General features: G+C 46.3%; 21 protein-coding genes. All 21 read right to left on the bottom strand.

Going from position 1 to position 19139, the window contains the following annotated elements; translation table 11 throughout:
- Positions 1–139 precede the first annotated feature (139 nt).
- Positions 140–346: a hypothetical protein gene (locus D9603_RS15180; protein ID WP_128731948.1), complete on the bottom strand. Its 207-nt coding sequence runs from the start codon at positions 344–346 to the stop codon at positions 140–142.
- A gap of 10 nt (positions 347–356) precedes the next feature.
- Positions 357–593, bottom strand: a complete 237-nt coding sequence (locus tag D9603_RS15175) for a hypothetical protein (RefSeq protein ID WP_128731947.1) — start codon at positions 591–593, stop codon at positions 357–359.
- An 86-nt stretch (positions 594–679) separates the two neighbouring features.
- On the bottom strand, positions 680–904 hold the full coding sequence (locus D9603_RS15170; protein ID WP_128731946.1) for a hypothetical protein: 225 nt from the start codon (positions 902–904) through the stop codon (positions 680–682).
- Entirely contained in the window at positions 897–2543 is a 1647-nt protein-coding gene (locus D9603_RS15165) for a hypothetical protein (protein ID WP_128731945.1), read from the bottom strand. Before D9603_RS15165 ends, D9603_RS15170 begins: the two co-directional genes overlap by 8 nt.
- Complete coding sequence (locus tag D9603_RS15160; RefSeq protein ID WP_128731944.1) at positions 2540–2836, bottom strand: hypothetical protein; 297 nt, start codon at positions 2834–2836, stop codon at positions 2540–2542. Before D9603_RS15160 ends, D9603_RS15165 begins: the two co-directional genes overlap by 4 nt.
- Positions 2836–3831, bottom strand: coding sequence for a hypothetical protein (locus D9603_RS15155; RefSeq protein WP_128731943.1), 996 nt, complete (start codon positions 3829–3831; stop codon positions 2836–2838). Before D9603_RS15155 ends, D9603_RS15160 begins: the two co-directional genes overlap by 1 nt.
- Positions 3831–4088 carry a hypothetical protein gene (locus tag D9603_RS22155; protein WP_241651678.1) on the bottom strand — a complete coding sequence of 86 codons (258 nt, stop codon included), beginning with the start codon at positions 4086–4088 and terminating at the stop codon, positions 3831–3833. The genes D9603_RS15155 and D9603_RS22155 overlap by 1 nt, the downstream gene beginning before the upstream one ends.
- Positions 4070–5932, bottom strand: coding sequence for a hypothetical protein (locus tag D9603_RS15150; protein WP_241651677.1), 1863 nt, complete (start codon positions 5930–5932; stop codon positions 4070–4072). Before D9603_RS15150 ends, D9603_RS22155 begins: the two co-directional genes overlap by 19 nt.
- Positions 5933–5934: 2 nt before the next feature.
- Positions 5935–6294 carry a hypothetical protein gene (locus D9603_RS15145; RefSeq protein ID WP_128731942.1) on the bottom strand — a complete coding sequence of 120 codons (360 nt, stop codon included), beginning with the start codon at positions 6292–6294 and terminating at the stop codon, positions 5935–5937.
- The gene (locus tag D9603_RS15140; protein WP_128731941.1) at positions 6291–10031 is read right to left on the bottom strand and encodes a tape measure protein; all 3741 of its coding nucleotides are present in this window, start codon (positions 10029–10031) and stop codon (positions 6291–6293) included. Before D9603_RS15140 ends, D9603_RS15145 begins: the two co-directional genes overlap by 4 nt.
- A 63-nt stretch (positions 10032–10094) precedes the next feature.
- Positions 10095–10841 carry a hypothetical protein gene (locus D9603_RS15135; protein ID WP_088531250.1) on the bottom strand — a complete coding sequence of 249 codons (747 nt, stop codon included), beginning with the start codon at positions 10839–10841 and terminating at the stop codon, positions 10095–10097.
- A complete protein-coding gene (locus D9603_RS15130; RefSeq protein WP_128731940.1) occupies positions 10838–11257 on the bottom strand; it encodes a hypothetical protein in 420 nt (139 codons plus the stop codon). The genes D9603_RS15135 and D9603_RS15130 overlap by 4 nt, the downstream gene beginning before the upstream one ends.
- Entirely contained in the window at positions 11257–11685 is a 429-nt protein-coding gene (locus D9603_RS15125; RefSeq protein WP_128731939.1) for a phage protein Gp36 family protein, read from the bottom strand. The genes D9603_RS15130 and D9603_RS15125 overlap by 1 nt, the downstream gene beginning before the upstream one ends.
- Positions 11686–11688: 3 nt before the next feature.
- Positions 11689–12171, bottom strand: a complete 483-nt coding sequence (locus tag D9603_RS15120) for an HI1506-related protein (protein ID WP_128731938.1) — start codon at positions 12169–12171, stop codon at positions 11689–11691.
- A 63-nt stretch (positions 12172–12234) separates the two neighbouring features.
- Positions 12235–13149 (bottom strand): Mu-like prophage major head subunit gpT family protein, encoded by a 915-nt coding sequence (locus D9603_RS15115; protein ID WP_128731937.1) that lies wholly within the window; start codon positions 13147–13149, stop codon positions 12235–12237.
- Complete coding sequence (locus D9603_RS15110; RefSeq protein ID WP_241651676.1) at positions 13149–14324, bottom strand: phage protease; 1176 nt, start codon at positions 14322–14324, stop codon at positions 13149–13151. The genes D9603_RS15115 and D9603_RS15110 overlap by 1 nt, the downstream gene beginning before the upstream one ends.
- A gap of 70 nt (positions 14325–14394) precedes the next feature.
- A complete protein-coding gene (locus D9603_RS15105; protein ID WP_128731936.1) occupies positions 14395–15327 on the bottom strand; it encodes a DUF2971 domain-containing protein in 933 nt (310 codons plus the stop codon).
- 39 nt (positions 15328–15366) lie between these two features.
- On the bottom strand, positions 15367–16305 hold the full coding sequence (locus tag D9603_RS15100; protein ID WP_128731935.1) for a hypothetical protein: 939 nt from the start codon (positions 16303–16305) through the stop codon (positions 15367–15369).
- 148 nt (positions 16306–16453) lie between these two features.
- Complete coding sequence (locus D9603_RS15095) at positions 16454–16912, bottom strand: phage virion morphogenesis protein (protein WP_128731934.1); 459 nt, start codon at positions 16910–16912, stop codon at positions 16454–16456.
- Between the two features lie 111 nt (positions 16913–17023).
- Positions 17024–18361, bottom strand: coding sequence for a phage minor head protein (locus D9603_RS15090; protein ID WP_128731933.1), 1338 nt, complete (start codon positions 18359–18361; stop codon positions 17024–17026).
- A partial coding sequence (locus tag D9603_RS15085) for a DUF935 family protein (protein WP_153188198.1) occupies positions 18354–19139 on the bottom strand: 786 nt, incomplete at its 5' end. The genes D9603_RS15085 and D9603_RS15090, both read right to left, overlap by 8 nt.

Genomic DNA, 19139 nt, shown 5'->3' with positions numbered 1-19139 from the left:
TACTTCGTAGCGAGCCAGGGCCAAATAAGAGAAACCCGTTGCAGCTGATGCCGCGCGCGAAAACTTAGCCGAGATTGTGCGAAAACTGCGAAAAGTGAGTTTTTAATATATTTAAATCAATTTTCAATATATTGAACCCTTAAGTCCTTTCTTGAGATTTCATTTTACTGAGCATTTCTGAGAGTTCATTAACTTCCTTTCTTAGTGATTTAACGTATATTTTCGAAATCTCTGCGTTACTGGAAGTTTTATATTTACCTCGGTTCCAACTCTCACTTTCTGCAATCGCTCTCTCAAGTTGGGCCTCTTTCTGCTCTAACTTCATTTCAAGTTCTTTCTGTTTCATACTTTACCTATTATCTACCACGTTTAAGAATTGCAGCCTCTACCTCTCGTAAGTAGCTGCCAGAAGGACCAGAGCTTTCGAAGATCCAACGCCCCTCGCTTAGAACAACTTTTTCTTTTATCGGTTTTATTCCATTTTGCATATAACCAATCATAAGCTCTGCGTCGCTGATAACAGAAAAAATATATCCGTCTATAGAATCTCCTATAGTGATCCACTCACCGGCTTTTAAGCTCTTTTCTTTCATACATACCTCTATTCACATTTGATATTAATTATATTGTTCAATCTGAACGGCAAAAATATGTAGGCAGATGCTAATTCTCCCACCTTTCATACCTCCAATTCACTATACGGCAGATCAGGTGCTTGCCCTGTGATGCGGTCGTTTTCTATGTAAACTGAACCTGACTTAATACTATCACCTAAAACTCGACTTGTGGTGCCATCTGTATGTTCTACAGTGGTTGTACCATCGTTATTCACATTATAAACCTTCACTATACTGCGCTGTGTGCCGGAGAGGACAGATCCGAGTCTGTTTAGTGTGTTAGACATTGCGTACCGCCTGAATTGTTTGATTTACCATAATCGCGCCTTGGTTACTGATACTGGCAGAGATAGCCAGTGAGTCCACCGTTGCCTTGTATAGCTCATCTTTGAACCTTACACCTAACAACATGCCTGGTCTGATTGGTGGCAGGTCAGATTTGAGCTTGGTGCGAATAGTTGCGGTTCGTTTATTGCCACTTCTGGCAAGCTCGCACGTGCCACGTTGACGCGCGGCTTGTACATCGGTGATTAGATTATCCACAATGTCGCGAGCATAATCAGTTGCAGGAGTGCCTTGGCGCTTGATTTTACATGCAACGCCTTGCTGCTCACCTCTCACAAAAACAACGTTGTGCTCAGGCTGAATGGTGTCTCGTGTATTGTGCTCTAATATTAGAGCATCATTGAGGATGACATCTGGCGTTGCTTGCTCTGTGCTCCAAGGGTTAACTGGCCACTCAGGCACAACTGATACGGTTTTGGTTATATCGTTAATGTCCAATATCGCGCCAATACTGCTGGCCACTTTTAGCAGTGCAGCAGCTGGCGTCAATCCTCGATACGAAAACGCCCCCTCAGGGATTGGGTAATCAATCATTTTGTTGTCTAACGTCCAGCCAGTGTTTTCTAAAATGTCGGTCATGATACCTGCGAGTGTCTTATCAACGGTATTTACGTAGTTACGCTCACGCTGATAAGGCGCAGCCAGCTCTGCGAATCGAGAACGAATCGACGCGCTGTAGCTATTATTTGCAAATCGATTGCTTGTACTGGGTTGCTCACAAATCACCACAAACTCGTAGCCATTAATGACTAGCTTTAACTGCTGGCCAATCGCACGCTCCATATCTATTCTGCTGCAAAACTTGATGTTGCCCGTTGCAGCAAACTGGCCACGTTGCCATGTGCAGGTGATATTGTTGATTAGAATTTTTAAATCATCACTTAGTCGATTACAGCTGATTGATGGTTGCATGATGTAATATCTCTGTATCTGTGGCTCTATGGGGATTTTGGAATCGATGGGGGGAATGTCATCATCTGAGCGAACTGGCCCACCAGGTAATCCCCAGTAGCATACCTTTTCATAGGGAGACATTCTGAGTTTAACTTTGCCTATCTGCGGGCTGGCATTCAGCGCGTTTTCAAACCGCACAATTACACGGCCCTTACGAGGGTGGTTTACTCGGTAGCAAATATATGCGCGTTCACTCGGCCCGTAATAAATGCAAAGTGCGGTTTCATGTTGTGACGCCTCTCTCCAGACTTGAGTTGTCTCAACGTACTTTGGCAGTCCTTTACTCCAGCTAAATTCACTTTCCTTTGTGATAACCGACATGCTGCTTTTCCAACCTGTATTTACTTGCTGCTCAATAGCCGCTTGGTTTGCATGCCAAAGTAAGGAAGTCTCTCTGTGAAGTGCAACTGCGTTCGCCCAGCTCATTTGATAAATTGTGTCTAGTGAAAACGCGTTGGTGTATTGCAATGCAACCAGCACGGCATAGTTGTCATTATTTGAGTAAGCTACATCAAAATAGGCCACTACCTCCTTGTCTTCAATCGGTTGAGTTGTACCGCCTCCAAACCTGACAACCAGCGGACTGGTATAGTTATTTGCAGGTGTCGTAAACCTGGCCGTTATCATTCAATAGTTCCTGGTAACGCTGCTTGTACTCTATCTATCGTTTCAGCATTAAATTGAGGTGGAACAGGGTCTTTTCCATCATCAAATATTGTGACCATTAGCAGTGGGTCAACGGTGTACTGTAGAGGTGTAGTAATAGTGATGACGGGGTTTACGGTCACTGGAGCATGCCAGATAACAGAAAGGTCATATCTATTTTGTATCAGCACACGAGTCGCATTGGGGTCTAAATCAAGCTCTAAAATACCCAAGTGTTGCACGTAATTGGGGGCAATTGTTTTTAGTTTATACATCACCACTGCTCCATATTTATCCAAATATGGCTGCAATTCGCATCGGGTGAGTGCAGTTGAAAATATCTCTGGCCTTCTATAACTAGCTCTTGAGGCCAGTAAGACTCTTTATTTAAACCCCGCATTACGTCTATCATGCCAGGCATATATCCCCGCAAAGCTGGTGCAGATGTATCTATCACTGCTGGTATCTCGTGTGTCGGGTCGCTACATATAGGTACTGGTGCAATACCAAATATATCGGCACCTTCAGCCGAGACATGAATTTTGCTTTTAGGAAACGTCGCTCTGGGGTTATAGATATCAAACCCTTCAGCATTATCGGCGCGGTATATTTTTACACCTGACGTACTTCTAGATGAACTCAATGAACGATTCATATAGCCCAGACTGCTATACCAAGATATTGAGTCTGTATCTGCGCCTGTCGGGGAGTGAAACGCCACAAATTGCCCGGCGTCAGAATCTAACGCCGACTTAATATCACCAACGAATATTTCCCCTTGATTATTATTTTGAGTAGACATTTTATATTGATAACCAGATGAGTCTTGAGATTCATTCACCCAACTTAGTACCAGATAGAATGCAGAGCTTGTGCCAATGACAACCCATGCTTTTGTATTGCTGCTGTTTGAAACTGGGTGGTTCAGCGCTTGATAAAACCCCGGGTGATGTGGTGTATCTGAGTCAACAAAGGATTTCGCAGCCTGAAAGTTAAGGCCTTTTGAACGAGGGAATTGACTTACCCAATCACCATTGTACGGCCAAAACCGTACCATGCCGCCGCTACCGCCTTTTGTCGTATCGTTTTGATAGACCACACCATTGGCGTGATCAAATACTTTCGTCCAACCCAATGGTTGCTTTGAACCATACCCATTTACTAAGCACGCATCTAGCACCGCTTTAATCTCATTGGCTGTACCATACCGCTCTGTGATTTGTGGTGCACCTTCGTCATCCCAACGGTAAACTGTTACTGGTGTTGGCATTAGTCTTTACTCCCTCTAAATCCAAGGGTGGATTTGTCGTATTTAATTTCGGTGTGGCCTGGGCTGACCGAACGTGTCAGCATAACGGGCTTACTTGCTGTGGTAGTTTCAAACAAAAATGCTTCGCCTGGGTTTAGCCCTGAGCCTAGCGCCTCTTTGCGTAAAACAAAAAACGGAGAGCCAGCATTGGCATTAATGGGTGTGCAGTCGTTGGTAATGTCGCCGTTATAAATGGTGCCTACATGCTCGCCAACCACATAAAACGCAGTGGTGCTGGTAAATACAATGGCCAGCGCTGGGCAATGGTGCCGAGGTTACTCAGCTCAATTGGGTATTGTGTGGTATTGATTGCGCTTGATGCCGGAGAGCCAAAATCACCAAAGTTATTTTGCCAAGCGCTCAGGGTTCGCTCGTCTTTGGTCAGCGCTTGTAGGTCTCCAAGTACGTAAGTGCTTGAGACAGTTGCACCAACGTCATATGGTCTTTTCAGTGGCGAGAGTATCTTTAGTGTGTCGTTCTCTATGGCATCCACTAAAACCAGCTCACTCAAGACGGTGGTTATGATGAACGGGCCAGAAAAGTTGACTATTCCAGCCTTGATTGTGACTTTGCCTGTGGCTTTGTCATAACTGTAATTGTCATCATTGGCGCTGTAGAGCGATAGGCCATCATTATCAACAATATCTACCCAGTTAGCGTCAACGGTTACTGTTAACTCTTGGCCATTGCTCAGTGTTGCGTGTTGAGTTCTGCTCCGGTCTTGAACGCACACAAGATTAAACTCATGGAATATTGGCACATAGCCGCCTTCCGGAAGCTTGCTGCGGTCAATGCCACCAGGAGGGCTAGGCACGTTGATCTCGGTTACTTCGTCATAGTCGTAGCTTATAGAGTCTTGCTGTACATCCACAGAAAATTGCAAATCGACAACGCCAACGCTACTTACTGAGCCTGATATATTAGTCCCCGTGATATTACCGTTGTCATCGCTAGACGCACTAAACTCAGTCCCTGTTTCAGATTTTGCTCGAATATAAATACTGCTTCTCGCAAACTTAGTTGATGGCAAACTAAACTGTAGGTTTCGTATTGTGAGTGGTTTGCGTTGAATTAGCGCACCAAGTTCTTCAGATACCGTCCCTTGGTAATCAATGGGTTCAATTTCAGTTATTACACCTGTGTCATAGTCAATGCGGGCAATGACATAACCGGAGTGGATGAAGCGGCCTATACCATCGTCAGTAATAACCTGTGAAGAGCCTTGCTTTTTTAACCTAACGGTTTTTGGTACAACGGTTTCTGTGCTACCTAGAGTCAGCCCTTGGCTATCCGAGAATGAATGAAAACGAAAGTCTTGGTTCGACAAGTAATAAAGCCAAAGAAAGTCACCCTCGAACACGAAATGCCCAGATGGCAGGCTACCAGAAACGGTTGTGCCTGATAGGGTTGAGTTATTCACGGTATAAGTTATTTTGTCGTAATAATCACCAGGTCCATTGTTATTACCGCGATAAAAGCGATACTGCAAAAAGCGGTTTGCGCTGTAACTCTGTAAAATGTCAGGCACGTCGATATTGTATTCCCTGAGATAGCCAAAGCTCTCTACTTTCTTGTACTTATAAATAGTTTCCGTCGCAGGTCTTAGACCCTGTTTGGTTTCAACGCGTTTCACGGTTGGCGCGAGAGAGCGCTGTACTTCTTTTAGCTTTAGCGTGAGGTCGCCTTGCTGGTATGGCACAACTAGATTGCTGAGGCCGTGGTACTTGGTCGCGCTTGCTGTCATAAGCTCCAACATATCGTCGAGCAGCGAGTCGTCGCGTAAATCTGGAGACTCAACCAGTAGCGTGCTGACCAGCGGGTCTTCTGGTTGATCGGCTATAAATACATGTGCATCCGATAGTTTTGTTGCATCATCAGTTGCAACAGCAGGGTAAAGCTTGACCAAATCAAAGGCGCTGCGCGCATGATCGACGTCGCTGATTGAGCTAAATACATCGTTTAGCTTTCCGCTTATCACCGTGTTGTTGGTGCGGTGGCCACCTGCATTGGGTGCGCTGCCAAGCCGCTGGGGCTTAAATATTTTAAGGTGACTTCTTAACATGGTTACACCGTTTTTAGTCGTAAGGTTATGTTTTCAAAAAAATCAGGTGCTGCATCCGAGTAATAACTAACGGCGCTGCCCGTGGCAGGCTTTTGACTGTGATCCCAAACCACGGTGTATACCGTGCCACGGATCGATATATCAAACGCGGTTAGCGTGGTTCGGCTATGGTCAAATAGTGCAATGTAGGCACTCGCAGTCTCCAGCACACACTCAATCGTGATAGGCCGACCAGGTAACAGTGTTTTTTCAATATGGGGCGCGCCGTTAATGGCGAGTTCCGTTTGCTCAGCAACGGCTTGATAATCGTGCTCATCTGTCCACACTGCGTGTGGTAGTTCTATGGCGTTAATTACTATCATTGGGCGTTACTCAATTGTTCGAGTTCGTCTAATAGTTGGTCTCGAATGGTTGTGTACAGCTCAGCGGTGTTGCCACTGGGTAATTTGAGTTCCAAGACTATTCGTTTACCGGATTGTTGGTTATTAAGCAGGGTTAGCAATTTATCGAGTTTGCCATTTACCGCATCACTCAGCGGTGAGCTATTGTTTGGCCTAGTCGGCACAGGGCTTGGGCTGTAATACTCAGTGTTTTCACGCGGTGTGATTGTGTTTGAGCGTGTGGAATTACGTTTGGCACTGGCAACTTGTTTGAGCGATTCACGCTGGCGGTCAATTAAGTCTCGAAGCGCGCGCTTTTGTTCACCATCGATATAAACTAGCTGTTTAAATATCCGGTCATAAATTTTGGATAACTCTGACGTTGATGTGGATGCGTTAATTGCACGCTCAAACTGCGCGTACTGTTGCTGCTGCATTTTCTCGCGCTCGCGACGGGCGCGCTCGGCAATGACCTCATCACTTTCAAATCGATAGGCAGCACCTCTGCCTGTTTCATACTTATCTTGGTAATCAACAATTTGCTCAACCGTTGGGCGATTGCGGTTTTGGTAGTTACTCATGCTGGTTGCAGCACGGTTGGCGCTTTGGCTGACTTTCTCAAGCTCTTCTTTTTGCTCGCGCAGGCTTTTTAGAGACCGTTCATTGGCTTTTGTCGCATCTTCAGTTGCCCGGGTTCCTCGCTTGGTTGCATCCGTTGCATTGTCTTGTGCATCTTTAAAATCGCCGAGTAGGTCATTCACCACAGATAAAATATTACTTATCCGCTCCTTTTTGTGTTGGTAGTCTTCAGCGGTTAATGCACCTATCTTGTATTGTTGATTAACCTGGGCAAGCTCTTGTTCAAGTTTGCGCTGCTCAACATTTAGCCCTTGCAGGTTTTTAGTTTCTAGCTCTCGCACACGCGCCAAATCGGTTTCCTGTTCGACCACCAATCCAGTCTGACGGTTTAGTGCCGCCTGTGCTTTGGCTTTTTGCTCCGCTGAGGCTGTAGAGCTGTCTAGGATTTTTTTATTGTTTTCCATTGCAGCGCGGGTGCTGGCTAACACACTGGCAAACTTTGCTGTAGCGGTACTATTTTCATCTGTGGCAGGTTTGAGCTTGTTAGCAGCGTTAACTAGTTTATCCAGCTCTGCGGTTAAACCCAGTGCGGCCGCAGCTGCCTGAACCGATGCTGGCACAGTTTGGTCTGTGGCGTTGGCGGCTTCAACGGCGGCTTTGGCCCACTTCAAAAAGGCTTGCTGTTGCATCGCAACTGGTTCGTTGCTTTGTTGGAGTAGCTCAAACGCACCTTGCAGCTTTGTGGCTGTCTTAGTTAGTGCATCAGCACTGGTGATACCCAGCTCTTTATAGGCTTTGCTTACATCGTTGGTCAGATATGCTTGGCGCTCTAGCGATTCACTGTGTGCTGTAAACTTCGCTTTTAATGAGTCGAGTAACACTAGCTGTTGGTTATACTCTTCTCCAGCACCAGCGAGTGCTTTACGTGCCGACTCAATGGATTGGATAAAACCATCAACACCAGCGCGCACGCCATTTAGATTTTGCGCCTGTTGCTCTAGTGTTTCTATCACACGCAATGCTTCAGGTATGGTGAGCCTTAGCAACTCTTGGCGCTTACGCTCTTCTTCAGCGGCAATGCGTGTGGCCTCGGCGAGCGCTTCGGCTTTACGTGCTGCGTTTTCATAGGCTCCGGTGGTTTCATTCATGACCAGCGTGCCAGCAGCCACGGCGGCTTCCACTTCTTCTAAACTGGTAACAAGAATGCCTGTGGTTGAACTTATTAACTCAAGCTCGCCTTTTAACTTGGCAGCTTGTAACTCAGCATTGCGTTGACTCTCCGCAACGCCTGCTTCAGCAACTTTTAAATTTTGATACTCACCAACTAGGTTAATAACCTCATTGGTTAGCGCTAAATACACACCGCCTCGGGCAATCACACCAGCCACATTACGCCAGCGGTTTGCAGCAACGGTCGCAGCATTGGTGGCTGTTGTCGCTGCGGTTATGGCGGCTCTATAGGTAACAAATGCCCGGGTGGCACTCACTGCACCTGCCACAACACTACTAAAATAAGAGCCAATTTTTAGGGCGAGCCACGCTTTGGCTACAAATCCTATTTCTTCACGGTATTCATATAAGGTGCTTATGGTGTCTTTTATCGCTGTGCCGGTTGCCACAATGGTGTCGCTGATTGACTGCGCCCATTCTTGCAATCGGCCATCAGCTGCCATTGCAGCAAACTCTTTGTTTAAATCACCAATCTGGCCCTTGAGCCAATCCATCGCACCAGACTTAGCAATGAGGTTATAAAACTGTTCCAGATTATCTTTGGCATTAGATACCTGGCCGCTAAATAATGCCATTTGTGCCGCTGCACTGCCTGTGCTGGTTCTACCCATTTCATCAATCAGTTGTTTTATAACGTCACGGCCTAGCTGGCCTGCGCTTGATAGCTTTTGCAGTTCTTGGACGTTCTTACCCGTGACCGTTTGCAGCATATCCCATACAGGAATACCACGTTCAACTAGCTGCAAAATCTCTTCACCTTGCAGTTTCTGTTTAGCCCAAGCTTGGCCAAGTGCGAGGCTTATCCCTTCAACCTCCTGATAACTACCACCGAGCTTTAAAGCGCTGTCTGTAATAGATTGCAGCGTGCCGTCCATTGGGTCGAGGCCGAATGCCTTGAGCTTCACAAATGCTTGTGAAACCTCACCGAGCTGAAGCGGTGTATTTTTAGTAAATTCAGTTATCCAGGCGCTGGCCTTTTCACCTTGGGCAATGCTGCCCATCAGGCCATTCATTTGCACCTGGAGCTTTTCAAACTTATCGCCCGTTTCAAACACGGAGCGCACGGCTTGGCCAACCTGGTCTAACCCAAAGTAGGCAGCAGCAACCGCTGCGATTTGACTCGCGACGTTACCAAGGCTTTCTGCATGTGCTTGTTGGGCAGCAGAGCCTTGTTTTAGGTCTTGTGTAAATCCATCAACGGCTTTACCAGCTTGGTTAAAACGTCCAGCCAAGTTGCGTTTGGCAATGCTTAAGTTGTTGGTATCGAGACCAGTTCGTTTTAGCTCTTGTTGCAGTGCATTGTGTTTGGTGGTTTGCTGCGTCAGCTCAGCCCGCATTTGCTGCAAGTCGCGCTCTGCAAGGTCGATGCCTCGGGCAAGTTCAACAAATGGTTTGGTGGTGTCTTGTGCTTGTTTTTGTAATTGGTCTAGCGCATGGGCCGCAGCAGCCGTGGCAATCTCTTGCTCTTCAAGCTCTCGCTTGGAGCGTTCAAAAGCGTGGATAAGTTCCTGCTGGTTGCCTAGCTCATCAATCACATCGGCAAGCACGCCTGCTTTTTGGCTCGCGTTCGTCGTGGCAGTAGTTACTTGATTTAAGTCGCCGCTCAGTGCTTGCGTATTGCTCGCCGTGGTGGTCGCGTTATTTGAGACGTCTTGAAGAGACTCACCCAGTTTAGTGCTAGCGGTAGTTGACGACGCTAAGTCATCGGCAAGTTCAGTTGATTGCTTGCTCGTTTGCTTTGCGGCTTGAGCCGTCTCATCTAAATTCTGGCCGAGTTGGTCTGTGGCAGGTGCGGCATCATCAGCGCTTTGCTCAATACGGCGCAGCTCAGCAACTAACTGTTCAAGGTTTTGCTTGCCAGTGGCTTCGGCCACTATTCGTAATGCGAGCTGGAGTGTTTTATCTGCCATGCCATTTACTCAGTTTGAAAAGAGGTTTGAAATAGTAAAAAGGGGCCGAGGCCCCAACGGGAGCTATGCGTCTAATTCGGTATAGGTGAATGGGGTAGCTTTACCTGCTGGCAACTTGGCAGTGCCCGCTAGGCCGCCACTCACAAACTCACTGGCTGCAAAATCAATTTCTTTATCTGGCATCAGTGATACGTCGTATACTTCCAGCTCAATGGCTTTACCGTTAGCAAGGTTGGTTCCCTCACCAAAAATACGGGCTCGAACTTGTGATTCAATGCCACCTTGGATGGTCTTACCGCTTCGCGCATTGTGTTGATAGCTCACGGTAATGCTGCCACCTGCATCTACTTCGCCGCCTTTGACAGAGCGGATCAAACCCAGTGCATAGTTGATCTCAAAATCAGTCCCTAGCGTGAGTGGGGTAGTTGCTTGCTTAACCGTAAGACCTTCGGCGGCTAGATTCTTATGGCCAAGCTCTAGCCAGCCCTGATTGGCGGGCAAGGTTTTTGCTGCATCCGTTACCGTGCCGCTGGCTTCGTTTAGATCAACCACTTTACCCATCAGCGCCATTGCCAATAACTCAGAGGGTTGGTCGTCAAACTCGCATGACACTTCAGCAGGCTTGGCAATCTTGACGTCATCTAATGCTTGGCCATAAGACTCTTTTTTACGAGATGCACGGGTCTTGGTTTCAGCTTCTGTTTTGATGCTGAGCTTGGTCATATTGATAGGGCCAAAAATACCGAGGCTTTGGCCTTGTGGGTTTAGTCGGTCAATAAAGAAATTGCCCGCTACTAGTAAGCCACTCATGTAAGTGCTCCTTTAAACTTCATTTGACAGGTAAAGGCCAGCGGATAAAACGCATGGCCACTGGTGTATCTTGGTTTGATTGGGGTGTTAACGCGTTGCCAAGGGCCAGCGTCGCCAGTCATCTTTCCGGCAATGGCACGAATGGTAGCGGCAATGTTTTTGCCTGCGGTTTTGCTGGTTTTGCGCTCAGCTAAGATGACAAGCCAGGTTTGCGTTAACAGGGTATTTGCTCCAGCGTAAGCGCTCTCCTTTAATTGCTCGCCGTAGTAGAGATAAAACAAGCTCGGGGTATGGTTGGTTTTGTCTATCTCTGCTAGGTCATCGAGTGCCTTAACTTGGCGTATGCCAGGCACTGCACTTAGAGCTGTTTCTAGCAGTTGGCCCGCTGCTAAAAAGTCATCTTTAATTTCAAACATCAGATGAACCCCTTGGCTTTGTTGCGAGCAAATACGCTGCCTGCTGATTCCATCACGGCGGTGTCGTTGGTGGTGGCCTTGTCACCTTGGCTATCAATACCCAGCGCCACCTTGCCTTGATTCACTGCTTGTAAAAACTTTAGCGCGTCCGTATAGCGGGTGTGTATGTGCTCCGGCGCGTTATCGCCGCTTAAAAAGTAGCGGGCAATATCACAACAAATGCGCACCAATGCCATTGGTACAATGCTAAGTGGCAGCATGTAACGGCCAGAGAGATAAGCGTTTATCTCTGCTGTGGCATCTTCAAGGGCTTGCGTGAGCACAGCCATATCCACTTCACCTGGTATGCTGTGCTCTCGCTCAGTGAGTAGCACTAAGTCTTGGTGATTAAAGCGAGCTTGCATGTCTTCAGCGGCAGCGTAGGTCATGGCTTATTGCTCCACGTTCTTTAGGGCAGATTGGTAAATCTGCCATGCAGCATCACGCTGAGCAGCGGTTGGCTTTAGTTCACCAGTGACTGTCTCACCATTTTCATCATCACTGATTGAAATGGTTAGCTGCTCGACCGACGGCTTTTTAGTGAACTGCTCAATGGCCATTACACCAATGAATGGGTGTAGCTCAGGGTCAACACCTGCAAGGTCAATTTCAACGCCCTCTACACTGGTACAAATACTTCCTGGCTCCACGTTTGGTGTCGTTGTTGTATCTTCACTCGCTTGAGCAATGCGCGACACCGCAAGGCGTGGATCTGCTTCCAAACTCTCCAGTTGTTCAATAGAGATTTTTTCTGCGGGGATGGTGTTTTCACCACTTTGCAAAGTGATCCTCGCTCGCCTATAGCCCGTAGGCTGTGAGTTATGGATTTTGATAAAAGCCAAACCAATGGCGCTAGCAATCTGAGTCTTTTCCATTTCATAGGTTCTCTCTAGAAGCTCTGGTGTGTAACTCACCAGAGCAATTAACTTACGGGTGAATTAGGCGTCTAAGTAGTCCGCTACGCAGAGCTTCAAGCGGCCTTTGAGTTCATTAGATGTGTTGTTTTCGATTTCGCGCTCTAGCAGTTTGGTTGCGACATCTTCAAGCTCTGGTGGCACAACCAATTTAGTCGGGCGAATACCAAGCTTGCGACCACCGTCAGCTTTAAAAGTACGCATCCGTTTAATTGCGTCCCACATGTTGTCGGCATTCAGGGCGCGTTTGTTCGCAAAGGCCAATTGCCAGAAGCTGAAGCCTGCGGCATCACGACAATCTACGCCGTAACGGAATAGCTTTTTGGTGAACACGGCTTCGTCATCAATTTTGGTCATACTGACAAAAACGGGCTTCTTCCGTTCTTGGAATATGATTGGCTTAATGACTTTCGAGCCATCAATCACATACCAAACTGGCCCTGTATAAGTGCCGTCTTCAGCCATGTTGGCAACGCTTTCAACTGCACCAGTACCATCTGCTTTTTCGTAAACAGGGTGGTCTGTATCAAAATAGTTTTGGCCGTCATAGCAAAGCGTGGTAAAGCCCGCTCTAAGCAGCGGCCAGCACACTTCATCCGGGTGAATGCCCGCTGAGCGTCCCATTTCTTGCATGAGTGGCGCATATACGCCTAGCTCATCATCTTCAATGTCGTTACGGTCAACACTAACTGAGCCTTCAAAATCTTCATTCACAATCGTGTAGCCGTGGGCTTTCATGGATTCAAGCTGACGCTCTCCAACCCACTTTTTAAGTGAAGGGAACTTACCAAGCCATCCGTAAGTGTTGCTTTTGGTTTTGGACTGGATCACCGTCGCTATTTCGGTATATTGCGGCTGTGCTTCACCAAGGCCATCTTGGAAGTTCTTTTTAAAGCCCGTTTGTAGGCTGGTTAAAATTGCAGGGGTCACAATTGCCATTACTGGTCTTCCTCTTTCAGTGCTGCGTAATCTTTGTGGCTAATACCCAGTTGATCAGCCGCGTATTTATCCTCGGCAGACAAAGCGGCAACGCCTGTTTTGTCCTGCGTTGGTGTTGGGGTTGGTTTGGACTGCTGAGCGTTCAGTGCTGCAATAGGTTGGCGGCTATCTAACACTGCATTGAGGGCGGCAAGTCCGTTTTGCTCACCGAGCTGCTTGAGGTAATCAATCTCGGCGGCAATCACGCGGCCATCGGCCTTGGCTTTATCAATAGCGGTCTCAATAGTCACGCCTTGGTGCTGGCTATTAAGTGCGGCCAGTTCGCCACGTAGTGCATTGTGTACATCAACTGGCACAAACTTGGTTAAATCCACAGTGGTATTCGACGTGGCTTGTTGAATTTGCGTGTTCAAGGCAGCAATTTGCTTGTCTTTACCTTCTGCGCCATCTGCCTTGCTTTTTAGCTCGGTAATGGCCGCTTTGCCTTTTTCGATATGCTCGCTGGTAACATCACCGTCCACGGTAATGCCAAGCGCAGCGAGGAGTTGCTGGGCTTCGTTCATCTTGGGTGCTCCTGAGGAGTATTGCAGGTTTAACACTGCTACCTCTTCCATGCCCAGTACTGCGGGGTCATTGGTTAAGGCAACGTGAAGTAATTTGAATGGGCGACCTGTAGACTTGTCGTAAGCAAACACTGGGCTAACGTAGCGGTACTCTTTATTGCGTAGCGCACTCAGTGCCGCCGTAGTCCACTTTACGTTCTTGGCATATACGCCTTCGCCTGGCACATATTCCAAACCGTCGGATGCAAACCAACCAGCCGCTGGTGCAGGTTGGCCGTTCTGTGCTTTAAAAAGGGTTTGGTGGTCGTAATCAAAGAGGTAATCGTTAGCACGGCTAAGGGCAGCGGTTTTAAGATTGTTAAATGCCGTTTCATCCATTAGCCATTTATTGCCTGGTACTTCAAATGGTCTACCATCATGGCCAGAGAATGGCCCATCAGGCATAAGCAGCACGCGAGGGCTAATACCACTTTCTTCAGGTTCGCTTGCCAAGCTACATACCGCAAGGCCAAAGTGCTGCGCTGGTGTATTACACACAGCAACAGAAGTCACCTCCATGTGTGATTGTCCGTATTGGCAGTTTATGGGTTGTTGCGTTGAGGTATTTTGCATGTTCTGGCACTAAAAGGTTTGTCTTGGTGCCAGTATGTGGATTAGGGTTGGAAGTGTATTTTAAACTGGGTTAATAAATAGAAGGAGGGTTGAGCAGTTTTGACTCGACTGGGTTTGGCAGGTTTTGTAAAGAAGGAACAGAGCCCCTATAAGTATTGATTAGTGACTTCACCGCTGTGTTGAATGGTTCACCAACATATGGTGAGATGTATAACTCCTCTATTAGGGTTCCCAAATCAACTTTTATTTTGTGTGCTTCCTGAAACTTTTCAATCTTACTGTCTAATTCAGCAGCTGTGTTTGGTGAAATAGAATTATTCTTTTTAAGAAAGTTTTCAAACCAATCTCGAGAGGCATTAAAAACCATTAATCGTATTTCTTTCTCATGTTCAAATGACTTCCGCTTAAAAGGTTGTTTGTAATTGCCCAGCTCGATATTGTTGAACTCTGAATCCGAGTAGTAATGGACTTTACTTAAAGTTATATCTTCTTTTGAATGAGCAACCGAATCTATTAATTTTTGAATGCTGGATTTAATCGCTATTCCTTTGCCACTATCAGAATAAAGATTCCACATTGCTTCGGACTCATAATGATTTATATGCCAGCAATTAACAGAAGTAGCCTTTGCCCTGAAGTTTAGAAATGCATTGAATGTTGCTTTCGCACTAGATATTAAACTTTCATTTTGGGCATTAATTGTTTTTAAAGTCTCTTTAATATCAGGGTGCTCTCTTTCTTCAGCTGTAGCTTGTTTCAGTCGTTCATCTAATTCCTTTTTGATTTCTCTAATGCAAGCATTTGGCTCACTGAGAGCTTCATTTAATAACCTTTGTTCAACTTGGGGTGGCAAACGCCCTTCAAAAGGATCTGATTTAGCAAAACTTGATAGTGGAGCAAAGTAAAGGCTTTGTGAGTGTAATAAGTCTATGAACTTGTCTAGGCTCAAATAGCGCCAAATCGGCGCGTCATTATTTAGTTCTCCAATTACCTCTATTGGCACAATTCTCTCCTTATATTCTCTGTCTGTGATGATTTCATGTTATGGCCTTCCATTACACTCAAGCTCGACAACAAGATTATCAATTGACTCTTTCAAATGTGTGCTTTTGAAACTTGCTAGGTGTACTTTGCAACTATTCATCAACGAAATAAATTGCTCTCTATTATCATTCTTAAATAGACTATGACGTTTGACTTGGTCGATAGTTTCCTGAATTACCCTCTTAGCTATGACACCTGTTAAATCCTCTTGCATATGGTTTGTAAGCATTACTTGTAGGGTTTCATGTTTTAGTAATATCTGATCTTCTAGGCGGATTATGACTTCAGATATAGAACTAGATAAGCCTGGCCTAGGCCTGCTGCTTCGCTTGGCATAGTTTTTCCTTTCTTTAATTACTTGTCTAAAAGGGTATTCACCACACATTGTATTTAGCGCTGTTTCTATTTCTGATTCACTGCCCCTAATAATATCAATCAAATAATGCAGTTTGGCGGCGTTGGTTGAGTTTGTTTGCACGGTAACTTGACGATTAATCGCTTCGGTTTGTTCTCGTGTTATTTGGTTCTGTAATTTAGCTTCATAACTCTGCTCTTCTTGAGATTGTCTTGTTCGTTGTAGTTCTATTCGGGTGGCCTTTAATTCACCAGATTGCAACCAGAGTGAGCATACAAGCAGTACAATTGTGAAGAAAGTCAGAAGTGGATTTAAGGTTCCACCAAAAAAGTCACCAAAGGCACCGTATTGAGCTCTTAATGATTCAAAGTCCTTTGCATCGGATGAGCGAGGTAAAAAAGAGTCGAAGCCAGTTAGGTAAAATATGATAGCGAAGCTAATGACAAAAACCGCTGCGATAATAATCGTAAACATCACCTTTGAGACAATTTCTGATTTTTGCTCCAGTTGATACTCTTGGAGTCGTTCTTGCTTGTGTAAACTTTGATAACATGAGTTGTTATTCTCATAAACATCACTCATTTGGTAGTCCTTTCTATCTTCGATAGGTATATGAATAGTCGAATAGAAACGTTTCGAAACGCCCTTAACGACCATATTACACTACACATCACCCAACGCTAGCACTTGAGCATGTAAAAAACGCCTCAGAGGGCTTCTGAGGCGTTTTTTAGTTTTCGGTAAAATAGTGACTCAACACGGCTAGAATATCGGTTTCCTCTTCGGGGCTTACTCCCAGATATTGCCGCTGGTCTATCGCGGCAGGCCCTGGTGCCATTTCTGGCAAACCGCCAAAGTTATGAATAGCAGCGTAAGGCTTGTTACTGCCTATTTGCGCCCAAAACGCGCCGCTGTCTGCGGCAATGCTGGCTGCTAGTCCTCCAGCACTTACCTGTAGCATTTGCCCGCCAACACGTTTGGGGTTTTGTTTTAGGTAGTTTTCACTAAGCGCTGGCCAAGCGATGCCCGTAACTGGGCTCCGTTCTTCAGCAAAAGCGTCTTCCGTTGCGCCTTCCATGATGGCGGCTATCTCATTCATTGGTTCACTAAGGTCGTTAAATCTGGCAGCAATCTTGTTGAGTACTTTGGTTGCATCACCGCTTGTGAGTATTTCAATTCTAGTGGTCATATTGTAATCACTTGGCTGTTGGGTAATAATTGTTTGTGGTGGTAGTGTTTCCAATAGGTAACGGTTATATGCTCTGGCAGTGTATATTATATGAGTTCGAGTCTCATCCTATCACCACACCTCATACTGACCACTGGTAATAGCTGCATTTATGTCGTTTTTACTCACTTTGAATACATTGATCATTTGTTCAAGCATTTCACCCCGGTAGTTAAATTCGACTATTACTTTAGTGGCTTCATCTCCTCGTAGAATCACCAGAAGCATGTTGCCTTTCTTAGTATCCCAGTAAACATTAGTCTTATCACTGTTTATCCAAGAGCTTAACGCAGTGTATTCGCTTAACGTCAGAGCTTTCTCTGCTCTTTGGTGTTTCTCGCTGTGCGCATGAGCCAGAGCGCGCTCAGATAAAATCAAAGTACGGGCCGCATCAATGCCCTTATCTTTAAGCTTTTGGTTTATGTTATCACCTAAAAAGCTCACCACCGTTTTATGTTGCGGCCGTGGGCCAAACGCTCTAAGGCCAGCCTTATCGCCAGCAAGTTTTGCTGCTTGATACTGCTCTATACGCTCGATGCTTTTACGCGTCCATAGCTCAAAAGCCTTAGCCCGTTCATCACTATTATTTAATGCCTGGATAGTCTCAGCACGTAGCTGTGTGCTTTCCACTTTGCCCAGCTTAACTGCTACGGCCACATCGGTGCCAAAAGCTGATTGACCAGGCGAATAGGCCCAGCCCACATCTGGAGTCATTACATCGCCACTGGGTAACTTAACTCGTGCATGCTCAGTGGTTTTAACCTCACCAGATCCGCGACTCACAATCTCTGCGTCAAACTGCTGCACATAGCCGCTGCCATCCTCCAAGGTTAATCCACGCGCTTTTACTTGTGCCTCAGTGAGCGCACGAACGCGACAGCGACAACCCCAACCATTGGGTGGGTATATGGTTTGCCAAATGGGGTCATCAAACCTAAACACCTTGCCATGCAGCAGTTTATGTTCAGGCCGTGTTTGTGCATCATCAATAGCAACATACTGCCAATACGGATGTGTTTTACTGCGAGCCAGCATGCGGCGATAGCGGCCACTCATATAGGCGGTTTGTAGATTGGTACGATAAATATTGTTTAAGCGGTAGGGGCTACCCAGCTGGATTTCATCGCCTTGCTCATTCTTGGTTTTTCCCCACCAACCCAATCGCTGAAGCTCAGGCGTTAGCTGCTCTCTAAATTGTTTTGCCGTTAAGCCCTCAGCAAGCGCTGTGTCTGTGTACTTGCGTATTGCCTCTAGTACTTCCATGCTTTGCACCCGCGCTACAGTAAACGCCTTGGCGTGCGCCGTAGTCAGCACATCGTGCCACTCATCGCTTATCGCATAACCTTTAGATTTAAAGTAAGCCACCGCATCCGTAGGCGGTTTATTGAAAGCAATACTAAGATCAATCATTGATCATGCCCCAAATCTCACTCACAAAAATCAGCTTGGTGAGCATTTCGGTCAGTTGGCCTTGGTCGATTGTTGGATAAAGCTCGGCAAGCTCAATAGCTGCCAGTTCCTCACTTTGGTTAAGTTTGTCTAGCAGTGGCTGAAGCGTGGCTTTGTACTCTTCGCGCATATCGCCACTGGTGATTGCATCAATGGCAGTATCTAGCTCTGTTTGTGTGCTGCGTGTTTGGTATTCCGCATTGAGTGCGGCCACCGCTGTATTGAGTGCGGCAGTACTAGACGGTTTGCCAAGTACTGGCTCGTTGTTGGTAGGGATTGGGATTTGCAGCTTTTCGTTAGCCCAATGTACGGGAATTTGCACACCTGTCTCAACGAGCAACTTTAGTGCAGGTGCTAGCCTTGCAATATCCTCAGACTCTGTTTTATCAAACTCAAAATGTGGCAACCGACGATTGCCCTGGTAGGATTTTCCATTTAGGGCGTACATGGGATAAATCAAATCACGCGTAATGGTCTGCTCCAGCTGTTTTAAATCACTTAGTGTGATGTCTTGCATCACTTCTAAATGCACGTTACCAAGTGCATTAGTGCTGGTTTTGCCGTCTGCCTGGGTGGTAAGTGTTGCACCGATGATAGCTTTTGATTGTGTTAGCTCGCACCATCGAATCATGCTTTCAAACGGATCTGCTTGGCCGTTAGCTGCACTTTGAAAATCGATCTCCATTCCTCTTGGTATGATACCGCCAGCGTTATGGCCAATCGCCATCACGGCACGCAG

Source organism: Pseudoalteromonas sp. PS5, assembly GCF_004103255.1.
Lineage (GTDB): Bacteria > Pseudomonadota > Gammaproteobacteria > Enterobacterales > Alteromonadaceae > Pseudoalteromonas > Pseudoalteromonas peptidolytica.
The sequence above is the reverse complement of the archived record's forward strand: the minus strand, read 5'-3'. Positions and strand labels throughout refer to the sequence as shown.

What these genes read in the sequence shown, in the direction of transcription:
- D9603_RS15180 (WP_128731948.1), bottom strand. Translation starts at nt 346, where the DNA reads ATGAAACAGAAAGAACTTGAAATGAAGTTAGAGCAGAAAGAGGCCCAA.
- D9603_RS15175 (WP_128731947.1), bottom strand. Translation starts at nt 593, where the DNA reads ATGAAAGAAAAGAGCTTAAAAGCCGGTGAGTGGATCACTATAGGAGAT.
- D9603_RS15170 (WP_128731946.1), bottom strand. Translation starts at nt 904, where the DNA reads ATGTCTAACACACTAAACAGACTCGGATCTGTCCTCTCCGGCACACAG.
- D9603_RS15165 (WP_128731945.1), bottom strand. Translation starts at nt 2,543, where the DNA reads ATGATAACGGCCAGGTTTACGACACCTGCAAATAACTATACCAGTCCG.
- D9603_RS15160 (WP_128731944.1), bottom strand. Translation starts at nt 2,836, where the DNA reads ATGTATAAACTAAAAACAATTGCCCCCAATTACGTGCAACACTTGGGT.
- D9603_RS15155 (WP_128731943.1), bottom strand. Translation starts at nt 3,831, where the DNA reads ATGCCAACACCAGTAACAGTTTACCGTTGGGATGACGAAGGTGCACCA.
- D9603_RS15150 (WP_241651677.1), bottom strand. Translation starts at nt 5,932, where the DNA reads ATGTTAAGAAGTCACCTTAAAATATTTAAGCCCCAGCGGCTTGGCAGC.
- D9603_RS15145 (WP_128731942.1), bottom strand. Translation starts at nt 6,294, where the DNA reads ATGATAGTAATTAACGCCATAGAACTACCACACGCAGTGTGGACAGAT.
- D9603_RS15140 (WP_128731941.1), bottom strand. Translation starts at nt 10,031, where the DNA reads ATGGCAGATAAAACACTCCAGCTCGCATTACGAATAGTGGCCGAAGCC.
- D9603_RS15135 (WP_088531250.1), bottom strand. Translation starts at nt 10,841, where the DNA reads ATGAGTGGCTTACTAGTAGCGGGCAATTTCTTTATTGACCGACTAAAC.
- D9603_RS15130 (WP_128731940.1), bottom strand. Translation starts at nt 11,257, where the DNA reads ATGTTTGAAATTAAAGATGACTTTTTAGCAGCGGGCCAACTGCTAGAA.
- D9603_RS15125 (WP_128731939.1), bottom strand. Translation starts at nt 11,685, where the DNA reads ATGACCTACGCTGCCGCTGAAGACATGCAAGCTCGCTTTAATCACCAA.
- D9603_RS15120 (WP_128731938.1), bottom strand. Translation starts at nt 12,171, where the DNA reads ATGGAAAAGACTCAGATTGCTAGCGCCATTGGTTTGGCTTTTATCAAA.
- D9603_RS15115 (WP_128731937.1), bottom strand. Translation starts at nt 13,149, where the DNA reads ATGGCAATTGTGACCCCTGCAATTTTAACCAGCCTACAAACGGGCTTT.
- D9603_RS15110 (WP_241651676.1), bottom strand. Translation starts at nt 14,324, where the DNA reads ATGCAAAATACCTCAACGCAACAACCCATAAACTGCCAATACGGACAA.
- D9603_RS15100 (WP_128731935.1), bottom strand. Translation starts at nt 16,305, where the DNA reads ATGAGTGATGTTTATGAGAATAACAACTCATGTTATCAAAGTTTACAC.
- D9603_RS15095 (WP_128731934.1), bottom strand. Translation starts at nt 16,912, where the DNA reads ATGACCACTAGAATTGAAATACTCACAAGCGGTGATGCAACCAAAGTA.
- D9603_RS15090 (WP_128731933.1), bottom strand. Translation starts at nt 18,361, where the DNA reads ATGATTGATCTTAGTATTGCTTTCAATAAACCGCCTACGGATGCGGTG.